We start from the raw sequence: 16,610 nt of genomic DNA on the forward strand, positions 1-16,610 counted from the left end.
CGACACGCTCCAGAGAGGTTCCGACACGGGCGACCAGAACCTAGCGGCTGGCCGTCACTCTCCAAAGCAACGTCGTCACTCGGTGTCGCGACACGGGTCCCCGCGGACACCCCGGCGGGCCGGGCCGGTCAGTACCCGAACGCGCGGGCCGTGTTGCGCGCGACGGCCGCCGCCAGCGCGTCCTCCTCGACGCCCTTCACCGCGGCCATGGCCCGGACCGTGACCGGAACGAGGTAGGGCGCGTTCGGCCGTCCGCGGTACGGCGCGGGCGTCAGGAACGGCGCGTCGGTCTCCACCAGGACCAGGTCGAGCGGGGCCACGGCGAGGGCGTCGCGCAGCGGCTGGGCGTTCTTGAAGGTCACGTTGCCGGCGAACGACATAAAATACCCGTTCCGCGCACAGACCTCGGCCATCTCGGCGTCACCCGAGTAGCAGTGGAAGACGGTCCGCTCCGGCGCGCCCTCCTCCTTCAGGATGCGCAGCACGTCGGCGTGGGCGTCACGGTCGTGGATCACCAGCGCCTTGCCGTGCCGCTTGGCGATCTCGATGTGGGCGCGGAAGGAGCGCTCCTGGGCGGCCTCTCCCTCGGGCCCGGTGCGGAAGTGGTCGAGCCCGGTCTCGCCGACGCCCTTGACCTGCGGAAGGGCGGCGAGACGGTCGATCTCGGCGAGCGCCTCGTCCAGGGCCGCGTCCCCACCCGGCTCCCGGGCGCCCTGGGACCGGCCTGTCCCGGCCCCAGGGGGCCGGGAGGTGCTCCCGGGGTCACCGAGCACGATGCGCGGCGCCTCGTTCGGGTGCAGGGCCACGGCCGCGTGCACGGAGTCGTGAGCGGCGGCCGTCTCGGCGGCCCAGCGCGAGCCCCGCACATCGCAGCCGACCTGCACGACCGTGGTCACGCCGACCGAGGCGGCCTTGGCGAGGGCCTCCGCCACCGTGCCGGACTGCATGTCGAGGTGGGTGTGGGAGTCGGCGACGGGCACGCCCAGGGGCGCGGGAAGCGGCGGCGGCGCGTTCCTGTCGGACGTGCCTGACGTGTCGGACGCTCGGGAAGGCATGCCCCCGATCCTACGAAAGGGGCATGCCTTCCCCAGGGCCCGCCTTGCGGCAGGAGCCGTCAGCCCGCCCTGCGGTGGTTCTGGAACGGATGGAGCAGGTCCGACAGGTGCCAGTGGTGGTGGCCGTCGTCCTGCTGCTCCGGGTGCGTGCTCGGCGCCTCACGGCCCTCGCCGCCGGCCGCCGGGGCCGGGGGCCGGTGGCGGTGCAGGGAGTTCTGCGCGGAGGACACCCGGCCCGGACGCATGATGCGCACCACGTGGCTGTCGCAGTTGTGGCAGGCCGGGCGGCTCAGCGGCGACGGGACGACGCGGCCGTCCGCCACGTACATCACGAACTCGTTGCCGTCCGCGTCGAGGTGGTGCTCTATCTCGTACGACTGCTCCCAGCCGTGCCCGCAGCGCATGCACGCGAAGGAATACGACTCGTGGACGACGGCGGTCGCCGCGCTGCGGTCGGGCTGCCCTGTGACCTGGCCGGCCGCGGTGGCCTGGCCGGTCCGCCCTGATATCTCACTCATTCAAGCTCCTCTTGTCCGCTGGACAAGCGCCCCCGCGGTACGGGCTTCCCCCCGGAACCCCGCGCGGTCCCGCGGTGGGCGAGGGACGGGTACGTCCCTGTCCCCCAGTGGACGCCTTCACCGGCGGGAGCGGGAGCGCACCTGTCGAGTGTTTGAGACGATTTGGACTTTGCTTGCCAAAATCACCCGATCACCCCGTTCCGGCTTTGCCTTCGACGACAGGCCTTTGCCGCCCTATGGGGCGCGTGCTCAGCAGAGATGCGCCCTGCTCAGAGGCGGTATGAGCCCCGTCACAGGGGCGGCCGGCGATCACCGCGGCAGGCACCACCGGGGCGCCCCGCCGAGGGCGGGAACGGTCCTCCGACCGGGCGGGGCGGGGGGGCGTCGGGGCTCAGCCCGCCGCGTCCGCGTTCTTCGCCGCCACCACCGCGTCGAAGACCTCCCGCTTCGGCAGGCCCGCCTCCGCCGCGACCGCCGCGATGGCCTCCTTGCGGCGCTCCCCGGCCTCCTCCCGGACACGCACCCGGCGCACCAGCTCGGCCGCGTCCAGGTCCTCGGGAGCCTTCTCCCCGGCGCCCTCCACCACGACGGTGATCTCGCCCCGCACACCCTCAGCAGCCCACACCGCCAGCTCCGCCAGCGGGCCGCGCCTGACCTCCTCGTACGTCTTGGTCAGCTCGCGGCACACCGCGGCCCGCCGCTCGCTGCCGAACACCTCGGCCATCGCGGCGAGCGTGTCGTCGAGCCGGTGCGGGGCCTCGAAGTAGACGAGGGTGCGCCGCTCCTCGGCGACCTCCCGCAGCCTTGAGAGCCGCTCGCCCGCCTTGCGCGGCAGGAACCCCTCGAAGCAGAACCGGTCCACCGGCAGCCCGGACAGCGCCAGCGCGGTGAGCACGGCGGAGGGACCGGGCACGGCGGTGACGCGGATGTCCTTCTCCACGGCGGCGGCGACCAGCCGGTAGCCCGGATCCGACACGGACGGCATGCCCGCGTCGGTGACGAGCAGCACCCGCGCCCCGCCCGCGAGCGCCTCGACCAGCTCCGGCGTCCGGGCGGACTCGTTGCCCTCGAAGTACGACACGACGCGCCCGGCCGGCTGGACGTCCAGCGCCTGGGTGAGCCGGCGCAGCCGGCGCGTGTCCTCCGCGGCGATCACATCGGCGGTGGCCAGCTCCTCGGCGAGCCGCGGCGGCGCGTCCGCGATGTCCCCGATGGGGGTACCGGCGAGGACCAGGGTTCCGGTGGTAGTCCCAGGCTCAACTGTCACGTTTCCATCCTCGCAGGCGTCGTCCACGGGACTCACACAGACGTGTTCCCTACGATGGCGCGGTGACCAGTACCGCGTCCTCCACGGACACCCGGCAGGGCCAGGCCACCGCGGACCCGCAGACGTCGTGGCAGCAGCGTCTGCGCCGTTTCGGCTACGTGGCGCGCCCGAGAAGCGACGTCCGCGACCGGCTTGTGCCGCCGTACACGCGGCCCAGCCCGCGCATCTGGGCGACGATCGGCCTGCGGCCGGACGTCGCCGACCGGATCACGCGCTGGTCGGCGTGGGGCGGCCCGCTGATCGTGACGCTGATCGCGGGGCTGATGCGGTTCTGGAACCTCGGCAGTCCCAGGGCGGTGATATTCGACGAGACGTACTACGCCAAGGACGCGTGGGCGCTCGTCCACAACGGGTACGAGGCGAACTGGGCCAAGGACGCCAACGACCTGATCCTTCGGCACCACGGCCATGTGCCGGTCCCGACGGACGCCGCCTACGTCGTGCATCCGCCGGTCGGCAAGTACGTCATCGGGCTGGGCGAGCTGATCTTCGGGTTCGACCCGTTCGGCTGGCGCTTCATGACGGCCCTGCTCGGCACGCTGGCCGTGCTCCTGCTGTGCCGTATCGGCCGCCGCCTGTTCCGGTCCACCTTCCTGGGCTGTCTGGCGGGCGGGTTGCTGGCGGTGGACGGGCTGCAGTTCGTGATGAGCCGCACCTCGCTGCTGGACGGCGTGCTGGAGTTCTTCGTGCTCGCGGCCTTCGGCTGCCTGCTCGTCGACCGGGACAGAGCACGCGCCAGGCTGGCCGCGGCCCTCCCCGCCGATGCCGACGGCCGGGTGCGTCCCGACGCGTCCACGGCGGAGTCCGTCCGCCTCGGATGGCGGCCCTGGCGCTGGCTGGCGGGCCTGATGCTCGGCCTCGCGATCAGCGCGAAGTGGAACGGCCTGTACTTCCTGGCCGCGTTCTGCGTGATGGCGCTGCTGTGGGACGTGGGCGCGCGCCGGGTGGCGGGCGCCCGCCACCCGTACGTCACGGTCCTCAAGCGGGACACGGGCCTGGCCTTCCTGGCGACGTTCCCGGTCGCTCTCGCGGTGTACCTGGCCTCCTGGACGGGCTGGATCCTGTCCCCGGCCAACGGCTCCGGCGGCTACTTCCGCAACTGGGCGGCCACCGACGGCAGGGGCGGCAACTGGACCTTCCTGCCCGACTGGCTGCGCAGCCTGTGGCACTACGAGCACGAGGTCTACCTGTTCCACATCGGCCTGACGTCCCCGCACACGTACCAGTCGAACCCGTGGAGCTGGATCGTGGTGGGCCGCCCGGTCTCGTACTTCTACGAGTCCCCGAACCCGGGCGAGGCCGGCTGCCCCACGGACGCGGGCGGCAAGTGCGCCCGCGAGGTCCTCGCCCTCGGCACCCCGCTGCTGTGGTGGGCGGCCTGCTTCGCGCTCGTGTACGTGCTGTGGCGCTGGGCGTTCCGCCGCGACTGGCGGGCGGGCGCCATCGCGTGCGGCGTCGCGGCCGGCTACCTGCCCTGGTTCCTTTACCAGGAGCGCACGATCTTCTACTTCTACGCGGTCGTCTTCGTGCCCTTCCTGTGCCTGGCGGTCGCCATGATGATCGGCGCCCTCCTCGGCCCACCCGGCTCGGACGAACGCCGCCGGATCGCGGGAGCGGCGGGCGCGGGCGTCCTGGTCCTGCTGATCGCCTGGAACTTCATCTACTTCTGGCCCATCTACACGGGCACGGCCATCCCGATGGACTCCTGGCGTTCACGGATGTGGCTGGATACTTGGGTTTAGGTCAGATTTCTGATCACTCTTCGACAACGAACGACCACACGGCCCCCGACCGACCCTCGGCCTGCCTACAGTGCGAGGTCCAACGGGGAGGGGGCTGTGTGCCATGCGCAAGGGGGTCAAGGCCGTCATCGTGGGCGGAGTGTTCACGGTGATGGTGGGAGGGGCCGGATACGGCGCCTACAACGTGCTGAGCGCGCTGGACGAGGGGGGCGGTTCCCGAGGGACCGCGCAGGTGAGGACCGGGCCGCCGTCGTCCGACGAGGTCAAGGAGGCGACCGGCAAGTTCTTCGCCTCCTGGGAGAAGGGTGACGCGACCACCGCGGCCTCCTACACGAACAACGCCGAGGCCGCCGCGCAGTTGCTGGGCGCCTACGGTTCCGGTGCGCACATCACCGGGGTGCACATCACGCCGGGCACGCCCAGCGGGGGCACCGTGCCGTTCTCCGTGAAGGCGACCGTGTCCTACGGGGGGAAGTCCAAGCCCCTCGCCTACGACAGCAGGCTGACCGTCGTGCGCGGGGTGACCACGGGCCGGGCCCTGGTCGACTGGCAGCCGTCCGTCGTCCATCCGGCCCTGCAGAAGGGCGACACCCTCGTCACCGGGGAGACCAAGGCCCCGCCCATCGAGGCGGTGGACCGCGACGGCACGGTGCTGACGAAGGACAGGTACCCGTCGCTGGTCCCGATCCTGGACGCCCTGCGCGACAAGTACGGCGACGCGGCGGGCGGCAGGCCCGGCATCGAGCTGTCCGTCCAGCGCGCCGACGGGTCGCCCGGCAGGACCTTGGTGACGCTCGCCGAGGGCACGCCCGGCAAGCTGCACACCACACTCAGCGCCACCGCGCAGGCCGCCGCCGAGCGGGCCGTCCAGAACTACGCGGAGTCGTCGGTGGTGGCGCTCAAGCCGAGCACCGGTGAGGTGCTCGCGGTCGCCAACCACCGCCGGGACGAGTTCAACGCGGCGTTCGAGGGGCGGCTGGCCCCCGGCTCCACGATGAAGATCATCACGTCGGCGATGCTGATCGACAACGGCGTCACCACGATGAACGGCCCTGCGCCCTGCACCCCGACGGCCACCTGGCAGAGCCAGACCTTCCACAACCTGCAGGGCATGGAGCCGAACGAGAAGGCCACCTTGGCGAACAGCTTCATGCGGTCGTGCAACACGGCGTTCGTCAAGCTGATCGACGAGAAGCCGCTCACGGACGAGTCGTTGACCGACGAGGCCGAGGGGCGGTTCGGGCTCGGGCGGAACAACTGGAAGACCGGGATCGTCTCCTTCGACGGCAGCGTTCCCGCCTCCCCCGGACCGGACCGCGCCGCCAACGCCATCGGCCAGGGACAGGTCCAGATGAGCCCCCTGAACATGGCGTCGGTCACCGCGACCGCGATCACCGGAACGTTCCGGCAGCCGTACCTGGTCTCCCCCGACCTCGACCACCGGGAACTGGCCACCGCCAAGGGGCTGTCGGCGGGCACCGTCGCGCAGCTGCGGGCGATGATGCGGCTGACGGCGACCCAGGGCACCGCCGCGCGGGCGATGGCGGGGCTCGGCGGTGACATCGGCGCGAAGACCGGTTCCGCGGAGGTGGACGGGCAGGCGAAGTCCAACAGCTGGTTCACCGGCTACCGGGGCGACATGGCGGCGGCGGCCATGACCCAGGAGGGCGGGCACGGCGGCGACGCGGCCGGTCCTATTGTCGCAGCTGTGCTACGAACGGGCGGGTGAAGTCACCCGTGTCACCGCGGGACTCTAGGGTGTTGTTCTCGTTGAGGACTGTGAGGGCACTGGGGGACCTGGGGACCGCGGAGGACGGGGAGCTGTGGGCAAGAGAAGGCGCGTCGCCGGGCGCAACAACAGCCGGCCGCTGATGATCGGCGGGCTGATCGCCGTCGTCGGGCTGGGCGCGGCCGTCGGCGCCTACAGCCTGCTGGGCGGCGGCGCGGCAGCCGACGACCGCAACGCGTCCTCGGGCCACCGGAAGCTGGTGAGGTTGGGGCCGCCGTCCGCCGCCGAGATCCGTACGACGGCCACCGCGTTCCTCACGGCCTGGCAGCGTGGCGACACGGCGAAGGCGGCGGGCGTCACGGACGACACGGCCGCCGCGACCGCGGCCCTGACCGGCTACCGCAAGGACGCGCACGTCACGGCCGTGACGCTGACCCCCGGCACTCCCACCGGTGCGACGGTCCCGTTCTCCGTCAAGGCGACGGTGTCGTACCAGGGCAAGAGCAAGCCGTTCACGTACGACTCGAAGCTGACCGTGGTGCGGCGGACCGACGACGGTGCGGCTCTGGTGCGATGGCAGCCGTCGGTGGTGCACCCGGACCTGACCGCCGGCGACCGCCTGGTGACCGGTGAGGCGGGCACCCCCCCGATCAAGGCGCTGGACCGCGACGGGGGCGAGATCACCGCGGCCAGGTACCCGTCGCTGGGCACGGTGCTGGACGGCCTGCGCGAGAAGTACGGCAAGAAGGCCGGCGGCAAGCCGGGCATCGAGCTGCGGATCGTGCGCGGGGCGGCGGCGAAGGGCAAGGAGAAGACGCCCGACAAGACGCTGGTGACGCTGAGCGAGGGCACGCCGGGCACGGTGAGGACGACGCTGAGCCCGACGCTGCAGGCGGTCGCCGAGCAGCAGGTCACCAAGCAGGCGAACGCCTCGGTCGTCGTCATGCGCCCGTCCACCGGCGAGATCCTCGCCGTCGCCAACACCGGCCACGGCTTCAACGTCGCCTTCCAGGGTGCGCTGGCCCCCGGCTCGACGATGAAGATCATCACGTCGACCATGCTGTTCGAGAAGGGGCTCGTCAGCCCGGCCGCGTCGCATCCGTGCCCCAAGACGTACAAGCTGGCCGGCTGGACGTTCCACAACGACGACGACTCCGAGATCAAGCACGGCTCGTTCCAGCAGAGCTTCGCGGCCTCCTGCAACAACGCCTTCATCGACTTCGCGCCGAAGCTGTCCAACAGCGACCTGACCGAGGAGGCCCAGCAGGTCTACGGCCTCGGCATGGACAACTGGGCCATCGGCGTCCCCACCTTCGACGGCTCGATCCCGGTGCAGAGCGGCGCGCAGATGGGCGCCTCGCTGATCGGACAGGGCGGGGTCCGCATGAACCCGCTGAACATGGCGTCGGTGGCCTCGACGGTGCAGACCGGCGTCTTCCACCAGCCCTACCTGGTGTCCCCGACGGTGGACGACCGGACACTCGCGAAGGCCCCGCGCACCATGTCCGCGAAGACCCAGTCGGAGTTGAAAGAGGTCATGCGGGCCACGGCGGCGTACGGCACGGCCGCCAAGGCGATGGCGGGCCTGGGCCCGGACTGCGGCGCGAAGACGGGTTCGGCCGAGGTCGACGGCCAGAAGAAACCGAACGGCTGGTTCACGGCCTACAAGGGCGACCTGGCCGCCGCGGGCGTGGTCCAGGCGGGCGGACACGGCGGCGACACGGCGGGCCCGATCGTGGCGGCACTCCTGCGCGCGGGCAGCTGACCCCCGGGGCCGCGGCCGGCAGCGGACCGCGCTACCGCACCGGCCCGGCCCCGACCGTGTAGGTCCGCCGCAGGAACCGCATCAGGGCCTTCGACTCGAACTGCACCACTTCCACGCCCTGCGGCGAGTGGAACTCCATCACGGCCTGGACCCGGCCGCACGGCCAGATGCGGACCTCGCCCGTACCCGCCGGAGCGCTCAGGCCCTGCTCCAGGAGGTCCCGGGAGAAGGCCCACTCGTGGGGGCCGGGCAGGCCGATGCGGACCGAGCGGGGGTCGGCGTCCGGGTCGTAGCGCAGGACGACGGGGACGGCGTCAGAGGTTTCCGGGGAATCGGTGACGACATGGGCTCGCGCGTACTGTTCCACCACGGACATCGGATCACTCCTCACGCTGCGTCACCCAAGCAGAAGCTGTGAATCCGCTACCCATCCAATGTGGCACATATGGGCCAATGTGGCACATATGGGCGCCACCGGCCTCCGATGCGAGTGTCGCTTGCCACAGTGCGCGGGCGCCGTGCGCGCCGCACCGCGCGCCACCGGGTTCCTTCACCACCAAGACGCTCTCGCACAGCAGGTCCCAGCAGATCCTCGTCCTGGGCCGAGCCCTCGTCCGAGCTCGCCCCGGCCGCACGCCGCGAACCCGCCCACATCCTCGGATCCTTGGACGTGACGGCGCTCGTGGTCACGCACGACCTGCCGTGCACGCCCCCGAGTTGTGCCCGCGCTCCCTGGTCCTCGACGGTGTGATCGCAGTGGACGGCAGGACCGGCGAACTCCTCGCCGACGACGAGCCGATGCGCGGCCACCGTCCGGAGCTGCCCTTCGGCTTCGATCCGCGGTCCGTGACAATGGGCGCGTGACGAACGAGGAGACGCACGGCTCACTGCTCCTGGACGACCAGCTGTGCTTCGCGCTGTACGCGGCCCAGCGCGCGGTGACGGCCGCGTACCGCCCGCTCCTCGAGGACCTCGGCCTCACCTACCCGCAGTACCTCGTCCTGCTGGTCCTGTGGGAGCGCGGCGAGACGACGGTGAAGGAGCTGGCGGCCGCCCTGCGCCTCGACTACGGCACCGTCTCCCCGCTGCTGAAGCGACTCCAGGCGGCGGGACTGGTCCGGCGTGAGCGGTCGGCGCGGGACGAGCGGTCGGTGCTCGTCGCGGCCACCGGGCGTGGAGAGGAGCTGCGGGAGCGCGCGGCGCGGGTGCCCGGCGCCCTGCTCGCAGCGACGGGACTCGGCGGCCCGGAGGTCGCCGGACTGCGCGAGCAGCTGTGGCGTCTGACGGAGAAGGCGGAGGCCGCGGCGGCCCGGACCCGCTGATCCCGGGTTACCCGAGGTTGCCACCCCCTGGTGACGGCGATCGACCTACCGGCCGGTACCTTGTGCGCGATGAACTTGCGCACACTTGTTCTGGGGGAGGCCGAGCATGTCTGACGGCGATGCTGTCGACACCCGTCCAACGAAGATCATGTACGTCGCCGAGGCCACCGCGCACGGCGGCCGGGACGGGTATGTGACCAGCCAGGACGGCCACATCGAGCTGAAGGTGGCGATGCCGCCCGAGCTCGGCGGCGACGGCAGCGGCACCAACCCCGAGCAGCTGTTCGCGGCCGGCTACAGCTCCTGCTTCCACAACGCCCTGATCCTGGTCGGCCATCGCGAGGGCTACGACCTCACCGGCTCCACCGTCGCCGCGAAGGTCGGCATCGGCCCCAACAGGCAGCACGGCTACGGCCTCGCGGTGGCGCTGAGCGTCTCGCTGCCCGTCCTCGACCAGGAGCTCGCGGCCCGGCTCGTGGACGCGGCCCACCAGGTGTGCCCGTACTCGAACGCCACCCGCGGCAACATCGATGTAACGATTGTGCTGGGCTGAGGAAGCCCAGGAATCGCAGGCTCGATGCGCGCGTTACGCCCAGAGTCGCAGGCGATCGCCGATCGGGACAGGAGTGCGGACGTGGACGTGAACGGCACTGTGGCCGAGGGCTTCGAGCCGGTCAGGGAGGCGTTCGTACGGAACTTCGAGGCGCTCGGCGAACGCGGGGCCGCGGTCGCCGTCTACCGGGACGGGCGCAAGGTCGTGGACCTGTGGGGCGGCTCGAAGGACGTCGACGGGACGGCGCCCTGGCAGCGGGACACGGCGCAGATCGTGCGCTCGGCGACCAAGGGCGTCGCCGCGGCCGTGCTGCTGATGCTGGCCGAGCGCGGAGAGCTGGACCTGGACGCGCCGGTCGGCGGCCACTGGCCCGAGTACAAGGCGCAGGGCAAGGAGCGCACGACGGTGCGGCAGGTTCTGGCGCACCGGGCGGGCGTACCGGTCCTGGACCGCCCGCTCACCCCGGCCGAGGCCGCCGACCCGGACCTGGCGGCGACCGTGCTGGCGGGGCAGGTCCCCGTCTGGGAGCCCGGCACGGACCATGGCTACCACGCGCAGACGTACAGCTGGCTGACGGGCGAGCTGGTGCGGCGGGCCACGGGCCGTTCGCTCGGCGAGTGGATCGCCACCGAGATCGCCGGGCCGCTGGGCCTGGACCTGTGGGTGGGCCTGCCCGCGGAGGAGGCGCGCCGTGCGGGCCGCGTCGGCCGCACCGAGGCCCCGGCCCGCGAGGGTGGCCTGCGCATCCGCCCCAGGCGCGCGGTCGCCGACGCGTACGCGGACCCGGCGAGCCTGACCCGCCGTGCCTTCGCGGCGATCACCCCGCAACCCGACGAGAACGACCCCGGGTACCGGGCGGCGGTCCTGCCCGCGTCGAACGGCATCGCGACGGCCGACGCACTGGCCCGGTTCTACGCGGCGCTCACCGGTGAGGTGGACGGCGTACGCCTCCTCTCCCCCGCGACGACGGAGCTGGCCCGCCGGGAGGCCTCGGCGGGCCCGGACCGCGTCCTGGTGGTCCCCACCCGCTTCGGCCTCGGCTACATGCTCCACAGCAGCGCGTCCCCGCTGCTGGCCCCCGGCTCCTTCGGCCACCCGGGCCGTGGCGGCGCGCTGGGCTTCGCGGACCCGGAGTCGGGCATCGCCTTCGGCTATGTGACGAACGGCTTCCACCAGGGCGTGACGGCGGACCCGCGGGCACAGGCGCTGGTCCGGGCGGTGCGTACGGCGCTGGCGTGACGGCCCACGATGCGGCGGGCCCGCACGCCTCGACGTGCGGGCACCGCGGGGATCGACCCGTACTCCTCCATCCGGTATCCGGTCCATCCGGCTGGGGCGTCAGTGGAACGTCAGCGGATGCGACGTCCTCCCCGACGCCTCGTCGATCTCGTCGTGCGCCTTCACGAGCAGCTCCATGGCCAGCTCGTTGAGCGCACGCGCGCCCGCGATCTCCTCACCGACGCGCGGCTGATTGGAGTCGGAGCGGTGGCGGCTGGCGTATCCGCGCGACCGGACCTCTTTGCCGTCCGGAAGCCGGACGAGCGCCGCCGCCCGCGTCCGCTGGTCGTCCTCCTCGAACTCGAGTTCCACATGCCATCCGACTGCGGTGTGCATAGCCATGACGATCACCTCCGGAACCGCTGATTCCAGGGTGCTCCTCCTCGTGCCCCGATGCACGGCGCGGGCACCTCGAAAACCCTTGGGAACCTTCAGGAGCCGGACTTCTCGTCGAAGCTGGCGAAGTAGGCGGCGGCCATGTCCTCGTCGGCGTGGCCCTGGGCGGCGGCGCGGGCGAGACGTTCGGCGGTCGCGGCGGCCACGTCGAGGCGGACGCCGTTCTCCTCGCCGGCCCGTACGATCAGACGGGCGTCCTTCTCGGCCGTCGCCACGGCGAAACTGGCCGGGGTCAGCGTGCCGTTCAGCAGAAGGTCGGCCTTGGCGTGCAGGTAGCCCATGTCCAGTGGGCCGCCCGCGATGATGTCGAAGAACCTCTGCGGGTCCACGTCCAGGGCCTTGGCCAGGGCCAGCACCTCGCCGGTCGCGGCGGTGGTGGCGAGGACCCAGCTGTTGGCCACCAGCTTCAGCCGGCTGGCGCTGCCCGCCGCACCGTCATCCCCGGTCCACACCGTGCGGGCGCCGACGGCGTCGAAGACGGGCGTCACCGTCCCCCGCCCCTCGGCGGGCCCGGCGGCGAGGACGGTCAGCTGCCCGGCCTCCGCGGGCCGGCGGGTGCCGAGCACGGGGGCGTCGTAGAAGACCAGGCCGTGCTCCCCGGCGAAGGCGGCCAGCTCGCCCGTGGCCCCGATCCCGGCGGTGGTCGACTGCACCCAGACGGTGCCGGGCCGCAGCGCACCGGCGGCCTGCCGCATGACCTCCAGAACGGTGGCGCCGTCGTAGAGCATGGTCAGGACGACGTCGGCGCCCCGCACCGCCTCGGCGGGGGTGCCGGCGATCAGCGCGCCGTCGGCGGCGAGCGGCTCGGCCTTGCCACGGGTGCGGTTCCAGGCGCGGACGGTGTGTCCGGCGCGGGCGATGTTGCGAGCCATCGCGGCCCCCATGATGCCGGTACCGAGGACGCTCACGGTGAGTTTGCCTGTCATGACGTCAACTTCCTGATCCCACGGTGACTGATGCGCCTCCCATGCTCCCTCAGCGGGCGGGCATTCCGTTGGCGCCCTCAGCCGGAGCGTGCTGGTGAGCCTGCCGCGCGACCGGCCCGGTCCCTCACCCGCTGCACCGCCTCGTGGCAGCCGTCCAGGCCGCGGCGAGGACGGAGCGCAGGCCGCCCTCGAAGCCGAGGTGGTTCTCCGGGGAGGGCGCCCAGCGCGTCCTGCTGCACGGCGAGGCGAACCACCGCGATCTCTCGGACCCCGATGACCGATTCATCCTCCGCGCGGGGCCGTTGGCGCCGGGTCCCGTCGATGCCCAGGACTGCGACCTGCGGCAGAGGCGCCTCGGCGACGTCGCGGACCTGTGTGCGGAAGGCTTCCATGACGGTCGGCCAGGACAGATGCAGATCCCGCGCGGCCTGGTTGACCGTGGAGCCGGGCATCCCGGACGCGGCGCCCGGCCGCGCCCCGCAGCCGGGCGGTCAGCCTGGCACCGGCCGGGATCTGCGGGATCTGCTCGGTGAAGGACCGGCGAGGACAGCCGGCCGGCACCACCAGCGGCGCTGGTGCCGGCGGAACTCCAATCCGCTCTCGCCGTGGAGGAGATCGCGCGGGCGGGTCACCGCCGAGCCCTTCACCCGGGTGGCGAACACCCCGCAGGCCGGGCAGGCCCTGGCCATCTCGTCGGCCGTGGCCAGGTGAACTCGCCGCCTTCCGTCGGCCGGCCGCTCCACCCGCGCGACGGACACCCCGTCGAGGTCGAGCGGCAACGTCGCATCGTTGAGCGAGCCCGTGGCACCTGCCTGATCGTTCTGCGTCGAGACGGGGTGATCACGCAGTCCACGGGCGTCCTGCATCCGGGGCCGTGCCCGCATGCGTGACGACAATCGGCCGGGTGTGGTTCGCTGCCGGGGTGACTCAGGACTTGGAGATCGTCGCATTCGAATCCGCCGAGGCGTTCGGGGCATGGCTCGGCGAGAACCACGCCGTCTCGTCCGGCCTCTGGCTCAAGCTTCGCAAGAAGGGCCCCGGAATCGTCGCGCTGGACTACGCCCAGGCGCTCGACGTGGCACTCTGCTACGGCTGGATCGACGGCCAGAAGGCGAAGTTCGACGACCAGTGGTGGCTCCAGCGGTTCACCCCGCGCAAGCCGCGCAGCAAGTGGTCCAAGATCAACCGGGACAAGGCGGCCGCACTGATCGAGCAGGGCCGGATGCATCCGTCGGGGCAGGTCGAGGTCGACCGCGCCAAGGCGGACGGCCGCTGGGAGGCGGCCTACGACGGTGCGAAGACCGCCACGGTGCCGGACGACCTCGCGGCGGCCCTGACCGCCGACCCGACCGCGGCCACGTTCTTCGAGACACTGGACCGGCAGAACCGCTACGCGATCCTGTACCGGGTACAGGACGCCAAGAAGCCCGAGACCCGGGCGCGCCGGATAGAGAAGTACGTAGCGATGCTGGCGAAGGGCGAGAAGCTGTACCCGTAGTCCCGGAGAGGGACCACAGCCGTGCAGTGCCCCGGGGCCCGGTGCGCCTGCCGCCCCGGCCGCAGCCATCAAGTGACCTCACTGAGCGTGACGCCAAGTCAGAGGCCCTGTGCAGACGCACCGCTCAGGATCGAAGACCCGGCATGGAACACCGAGGACGTTCGGCGTCTGCTGTCGTCCCACTTCGTGGCCGGGCTGCGGTTCCACCCGGGCGCAGAAGCGGCCGTCGGGATCTGGCCCGCCATCGTCGACCGGGGGCAGGGGGACGAGGTACAGGGGCTCAAGGAGCCCGCCACGACGCGCCCGAAGACGGACCTCGTCGCGGACGAGAAGGACCGCGAGGAGCTGCGGGAGTTGAAGGAGCTGTGGCTCAACGACGACGACTTCACGACCGCCGACTTCCAGGCCATGCGCGCGCCGACCATCAAGCGGATGAAGGCGCGGCAGCGGAAGACCGTCAGGCGGCCGATCGCCGTCCTGGAGGGGATCGCCGGACCGGACACCGAAGCCGACTGGGAGAGGCTGGAAAAGGAGGAGGACCACGCGCGCATGAACGCGACCTATCGGTTCCTGTTCGCCGCGGTAGTCGTCCGTCCACGACGAGGAAGGGCAGGAGTTCGACACCGACCGGGCGGACATCAAGCCGAATCCGCTGGACCAACCCCAGCCACAGATCGGGACCTGGCAATTTTCAGAAGCAAGCGACAGAAGGTTCCCGAAGCGCCGACACAGCACGGCGGTTCGGGTGCCCGGAAGAACTCGCACCCGAACCGCCGCCACTGGACTACTAACTTTTAGGCTTCACCCAGCCGAGCGCAAAGAAGACAACCCCCGCAACGAAGGCCGCTGACCCGAAGATCTTCGCGTAGTTCCCCGATGAGTGCAGTTGAGCGAAGAATGAGATCAGAGCGAGGAGGGCCAACACCCCAACGGTCGTCGCGGCTACGGCCTGCTTTACTGCTGGACTCATCAGAGCGTCTCCAGGTTAGCCAAATGGGTTGCAAACGAACCCGCCGGGGCCGACTGGGACGCCGACCCAGTACAGGATTGTCCAGCCGTCCTTGTGCTGACAGACTTGTATGGCACCGGCAGCAGTTCCCAGTGCCGCCGCCGCAATAGCTGCGTAGTGCCCCCCGCCGAGCAGGCTGGCAAGCGTCGCGACCCCAGCACCGGTCCAGGTGCCGCCTTCCACCTTGTTGGTCAGCCAGCTGTCCAGCCCGACTTCGATGCCGTACCAGTGAGTCTTGATGTACCCGTGACGCTTGGGATGAGCGGCGACCCCTGCGGTTGCCGGGACGTTGCCCGCGGGAACCTCGCTGGGAGCAGTTGCCGCAACCCCCTCGCCCGACATCACCAGTTTGCCGCTCTTGATGTCACTGTTGACAGCGTCGATGTAGGCGTTGAGCTTGTCAAGGTCAGCCTGCGGAACCTTGGCCAGCACTGAGGCGGGGGCGTCGATGCGATACCCGTCCTGCGAGTATGTGACGTAGCCGTTCAGCACGTGCAGCGGACTGGAGGCCGGTGCAGCCTCGGATGAAGGAACCGGCGTCGACGAAGTCTGCGCGTGCCGGGTCGCAGCGGTGGTGAAATGAGTGGCGTTCGGGGCGGCGATTGCCGTTCCGGCCGATCCCCCGATAAGCGCGCCGGTCATCGTTACGGCCACCGCCAGAACGGCAGCGCGCGAAATCCTCATGTTCAAGCTTTCCCCCAAACTGTGTGCCGAAATACACTTGCAGTGATTTCGACCGCCCCGTATGACGGCTGGTCAGGCTCGTCATGCACCCGCCATGCGCTGGTGCGACAGGGATCTTGTCACGGCGTGAAAAGTTGCGTCAAGCGTCCGCCAGCAGCGGAAGGATAGATTCCGCCATTTTATTTGAGAGATGGAACAAGTTGCCTAAGAGCTGTCCCCGCAATGATCACGGAGTCCGGGGCAGAGCTCCCCGACGGGCTGAGGACGGGCTCAGCCCATGGCTTGTGAAGCACCCAAAGAACGGGCGAAGTCGGCGAGAGTCCGGAAGTCATCCTCGCGCAGGCCGATCCGCGGGTTGACGTGGTGCAGAAGGCCACGCGCACGGTGGTGGGCGGTCACGTACGCCTGGTCCAGGTCGCTTTGTTCGTCGTCCACCCACGCGAAGGGGCGGCCGTTGGCGTAGTCGACCAGGGGAGCAGTCTTCCAGTGAACGCCGTCGGGGCGGTCTTGAAGCAAGACGTCACCGAAGTCGACGAAGGGGAGTTCGGGGAGGGCGAGCACCGGGGCAATCCACCGATTGGCATCCGCCAGCCATGTGGTGGCCCAGCACAGGTCGTAGTCGAGCCGGAGCAGGTCTCGTCCGTGCTCCGGGTTGAGCCAGACCCGCAGGGGCCGCCGACGGAATGAGAGTGCTCGGTGTTCCTCGGGGGCCCCGCCGTCTTGGGGCACTCTGAGGGTGGTGTAACCGGCGGGGCGCTTCTCCGGCTTGGCCGCGTAAGGGTTGAGGGGCCCGTCCACATCGAGGAAC

Annotated in this window: 17 protein-coding genes and 1 pseudogene; 10 read left to right on the forward strand and 8 right to left on the reverse strand. The window is 71.1% G+C overall.

From position 1 onward, the window contains the following. Positions 1-128: 128 nt before the first annotated feature. From AC5WS8_RS23275 to rsmI, 3 genes are all read right to left on the reverse strand, one after another. Positions 129-1,055, reverse strand: a complete 927-nt coding sequence (locus tag AC5WS8_RS23275; protein ID WP_496105380.1) for a TatD family hydrolase — start codon at positions 1,053-1,055, stop codon at positions 129-131. Positions 1,056-1,114: 59 nt separating this feature from the next. Beyond that, positions 1,115-1,573, reverse strand: a complete 459-nt coding sequence (locus AC5WS8_RS23280) for a hypothetical protein (protein ID WP_496105381.1) — start codon at positions 1,571-1,573, stop codon at positions 1,115-1,117. Positions 1,574-1,964: 391 nt separating this feature from the next. After that, the gene (gene rsmI / locus AC5WS8_RS23285) at positions 1,965-2,840 is read right to left on the reverse strand and encodes a 16S rRNA (cytidine(1402)-2'-O)-methyltransferase (protein WP_496105382.1); all 876 of its coding nucleotides are present in this window, start codon (positions 2,838-2,840) and stop codon (positions 1,965-1,967) included. Positions 2,841-2,902: 62 nt separating this feature from the next. Between rsmI and AC5WS8_RS23290 the strand changes: the two genes are divergently transcribed. The 3 genes from AC5WS8_RS23290 to AC5WS8_RS23300 all read left to right on the forward strand — a co-directional run bounded on the left by AC5WS8_RS23290 (position 2,903) and on the right by AC5WS8_RS23300 (position 8,136). Next, positions 2,903-4,642: a dolichyl-phosphate-mannose--protein mannosyltransferase gene (locus tag AC5WS8_RS23290; RefSeq protein ID WP_496105383.1), complete on the forward strand. Its 1,740-nt coding sequence runs from the start codon at positions 2,903-2,905 to the stop codon at positions 4,640-4,642. A 103-nt stretch (positions 4,643-4,745) separates the two neighbouring features. Continuing rightward, positions 4,746-6,371 (forward strand): penicillin-binding transpeptidase domain-containing protein, encoded by a 1,626-nt coding sequence (locus tag AC5WS8_RS23295; RefSeq protein WP_496105384.1) that lies wholly within the window; start codon positions 4,746-4,748, stop codon positions 6,369-6,371. Between the two features lie 94 nt (positions 6,372-6,465). Next, positions 6,466-8,136, forward strand: coding sequence for a penicillin-binding transpeptidase domain-containing protein (locus AC5WS8_RS23300; RefSeq protein WP_496105385.1), 1,671 nt, complete (start codon positions 6,466-6,468; stop codon positions 8,134-8,136). 31 nt (positions 8,137-8,167) lie between these two features. Here the strand turns inward: AC5WS8_RS23300 and AC5WS8_RS23305 are convergent, their stop codons facing one another. Continuing rightward, positions 8,168-8,512 carry an SsgA family sporulation/cell division regulator gene (locus AC5WS8_RS23305; protein WP_496105386.1) on the reverse strand — a complete coding sequence of 115 codons (345 nt, stop codon included), beginning with the start codon at positions 8,510-8,512 and terminating at the stop codon, positions 8,168-8,170. Between the two features lie 228 nt (positions 8,513-8,740). On the opposite strand from AC5WS8_RS23305, the pseudogene AC5WS8_RS23310 reads away from it, so the two are divergent. The 4 genes and pseudogenes from AC5WS8_RS23310 to AC5WS8_RS23325 form a co-directional block, all read left to right on the forward strand. Then, positions 8,741-9,000: pseudogene (locus AC5WS8_RS23310) on the forward strand (cobalt ABC transporter ATP-binding protein); the annotation flags it as partial. Then, positions 8,997-9,458, forward strand: a complete 462-nt coding sequence (locus AC5WS8_RS23315) for a MarR family winged helix-turn-helix transcriptional regulator (protein WP_496105387.1) — start codon at positions 8,997-8,999, stop codon at positions 9,456-9,458. The pseudogene AC5WS8_RS23310 and the gene AC5WS8_RS23315, both read left to right, overlap by 4 nt. Before the next feature lie 106 nt (positions 9,459-9,564). Continuing rightward, positions 9,565-10,011: an organic hydroperoxide resistance protein gene (locus tag AC5WS8_RS23320; protein ID WP_496105388.1), complete on the forward strand. Its 447-nt coding sequence runs from the start codon at positions 9,565-9,567 to the stop codon at positions 10,009-10,011. Between the two features lie 81 nt (positions 10,012-10,092). Next, positions 10,093-11,250: a serine hydrolase domain-containing protein gene (locus AC5WS8_RS23325; protein WP_496105389.1), complete on the forward strand. Its 1,158-nt coding sequence runs from the start codon at positions 10,093-10,095 to the stop codon at positions 11,248-11,250. A 99-nt stretch (positions 11,251-11,349) separates the two neighbouring features. On the opposite strand, the gene AC5WS8_RS23330 is transcribed toward AC5WS8_RS23325, so the two are convergent. Together AC5WS8_RS23330 and AC5WS8_RS23335 are read right to left on the reverse strand one after the other, a co-directional pair. Further along, positions 11,350-11,631 carry a DUF1876 domain-containing protein gene (locus AC5WS8_RS23330; RefSeq protein WP_496105390.1) on the reverse strand — a complete coding sequence of 94 codons (282 nt, stop codon included), beginning with the start codon at positions 11,629-11,631 and terminating at the stop codon, positions 11,350-11,352. Between the two features lie 89 nt (positions 11,632-11,720). Continuing rightward, the gene (locus AC5WS8_RS23335; protein ID WP_496105391.1) at positions 11,721-12,611 is read right to left on the reverse strand and encodes an NAD(P)-dependent oxidoreductase; all 891 of its coding nucleotides are present in this window, start codon (positions 12,609-12,611) and stop codon (positions 11,721-11,723) included. 390 nt (positions 12,612-13,001) lie between these two features. On the opposite strand from AC5WS8_RS23335, the gene AC5WS8_RS23340 reads away from it, so the two are divergent. The 3 genes from AC5WS8_RS23340 (at position 13,002) to AC5WS8_RS23350 (ending at position 14,907) form a co-directional block, all read left to right on the forward strand. Further along, on the forward strand, positions 13,002-13,322 hold the full coding sequence (locus AC5WS8_RS23340; RefSeq protein WP_496105392.1) for a hypothetical protein: 321 nt from the start codon (positions 13,002-13,004) through the stop codon (positions 13,320-13,322). Positions 13,323-13,515: 193 nt separating this feature from the next. Next, positions 13,516-14,109, forward strand: coding sequence for a YdeI/OmpD-associated family protein (locus AC5WS8_RS23345; RefSeq protein ID WP_496105393.1), 594 nt, complete (start codon positions 13,516-13,518; stop codon positions 14,107-14,109). Positions 14,110-14,181: 72 nt separating this feature from the next. Then, complete coding sequence (locus AC5WS8_RS23350) at positions 14,182-14,907, forward strand: hypothetical protein (protein ID WP_496105394.1); 726 nt, start codon at positions 14,182-14,184, stop codon at positions 14,905-14,907. Positions 14,908-15,094: 187 nt separating this feature from the next. On the opposite strand, the gene AC5WS8_RS23355 is transcribed toward AC5WS8_RS23350, so the two are convergent. Next, on the reverse strand, positions 15,095-15,802 hold the full coding sequence (locus AC5WS8_RS23355) for a hypothetical protein (protein ID WP_496105395.1): 708 nt from the start codon (positions 15,800-15,802) through the stop codon (positions 15,095-15,097). 270 nt (positions 15,803-16,072) lie between these two features. Next, on the reverse strand, positions 16,073-16,610 hold a 538-nt coding region (locus AC5WS8_RS23360), incomplete at its 5' end, for a hypothetical protein (protein WP_496105396.1).

The organism is Streptomyces sp. PTL18 (genome assembly GCF_059510295.1).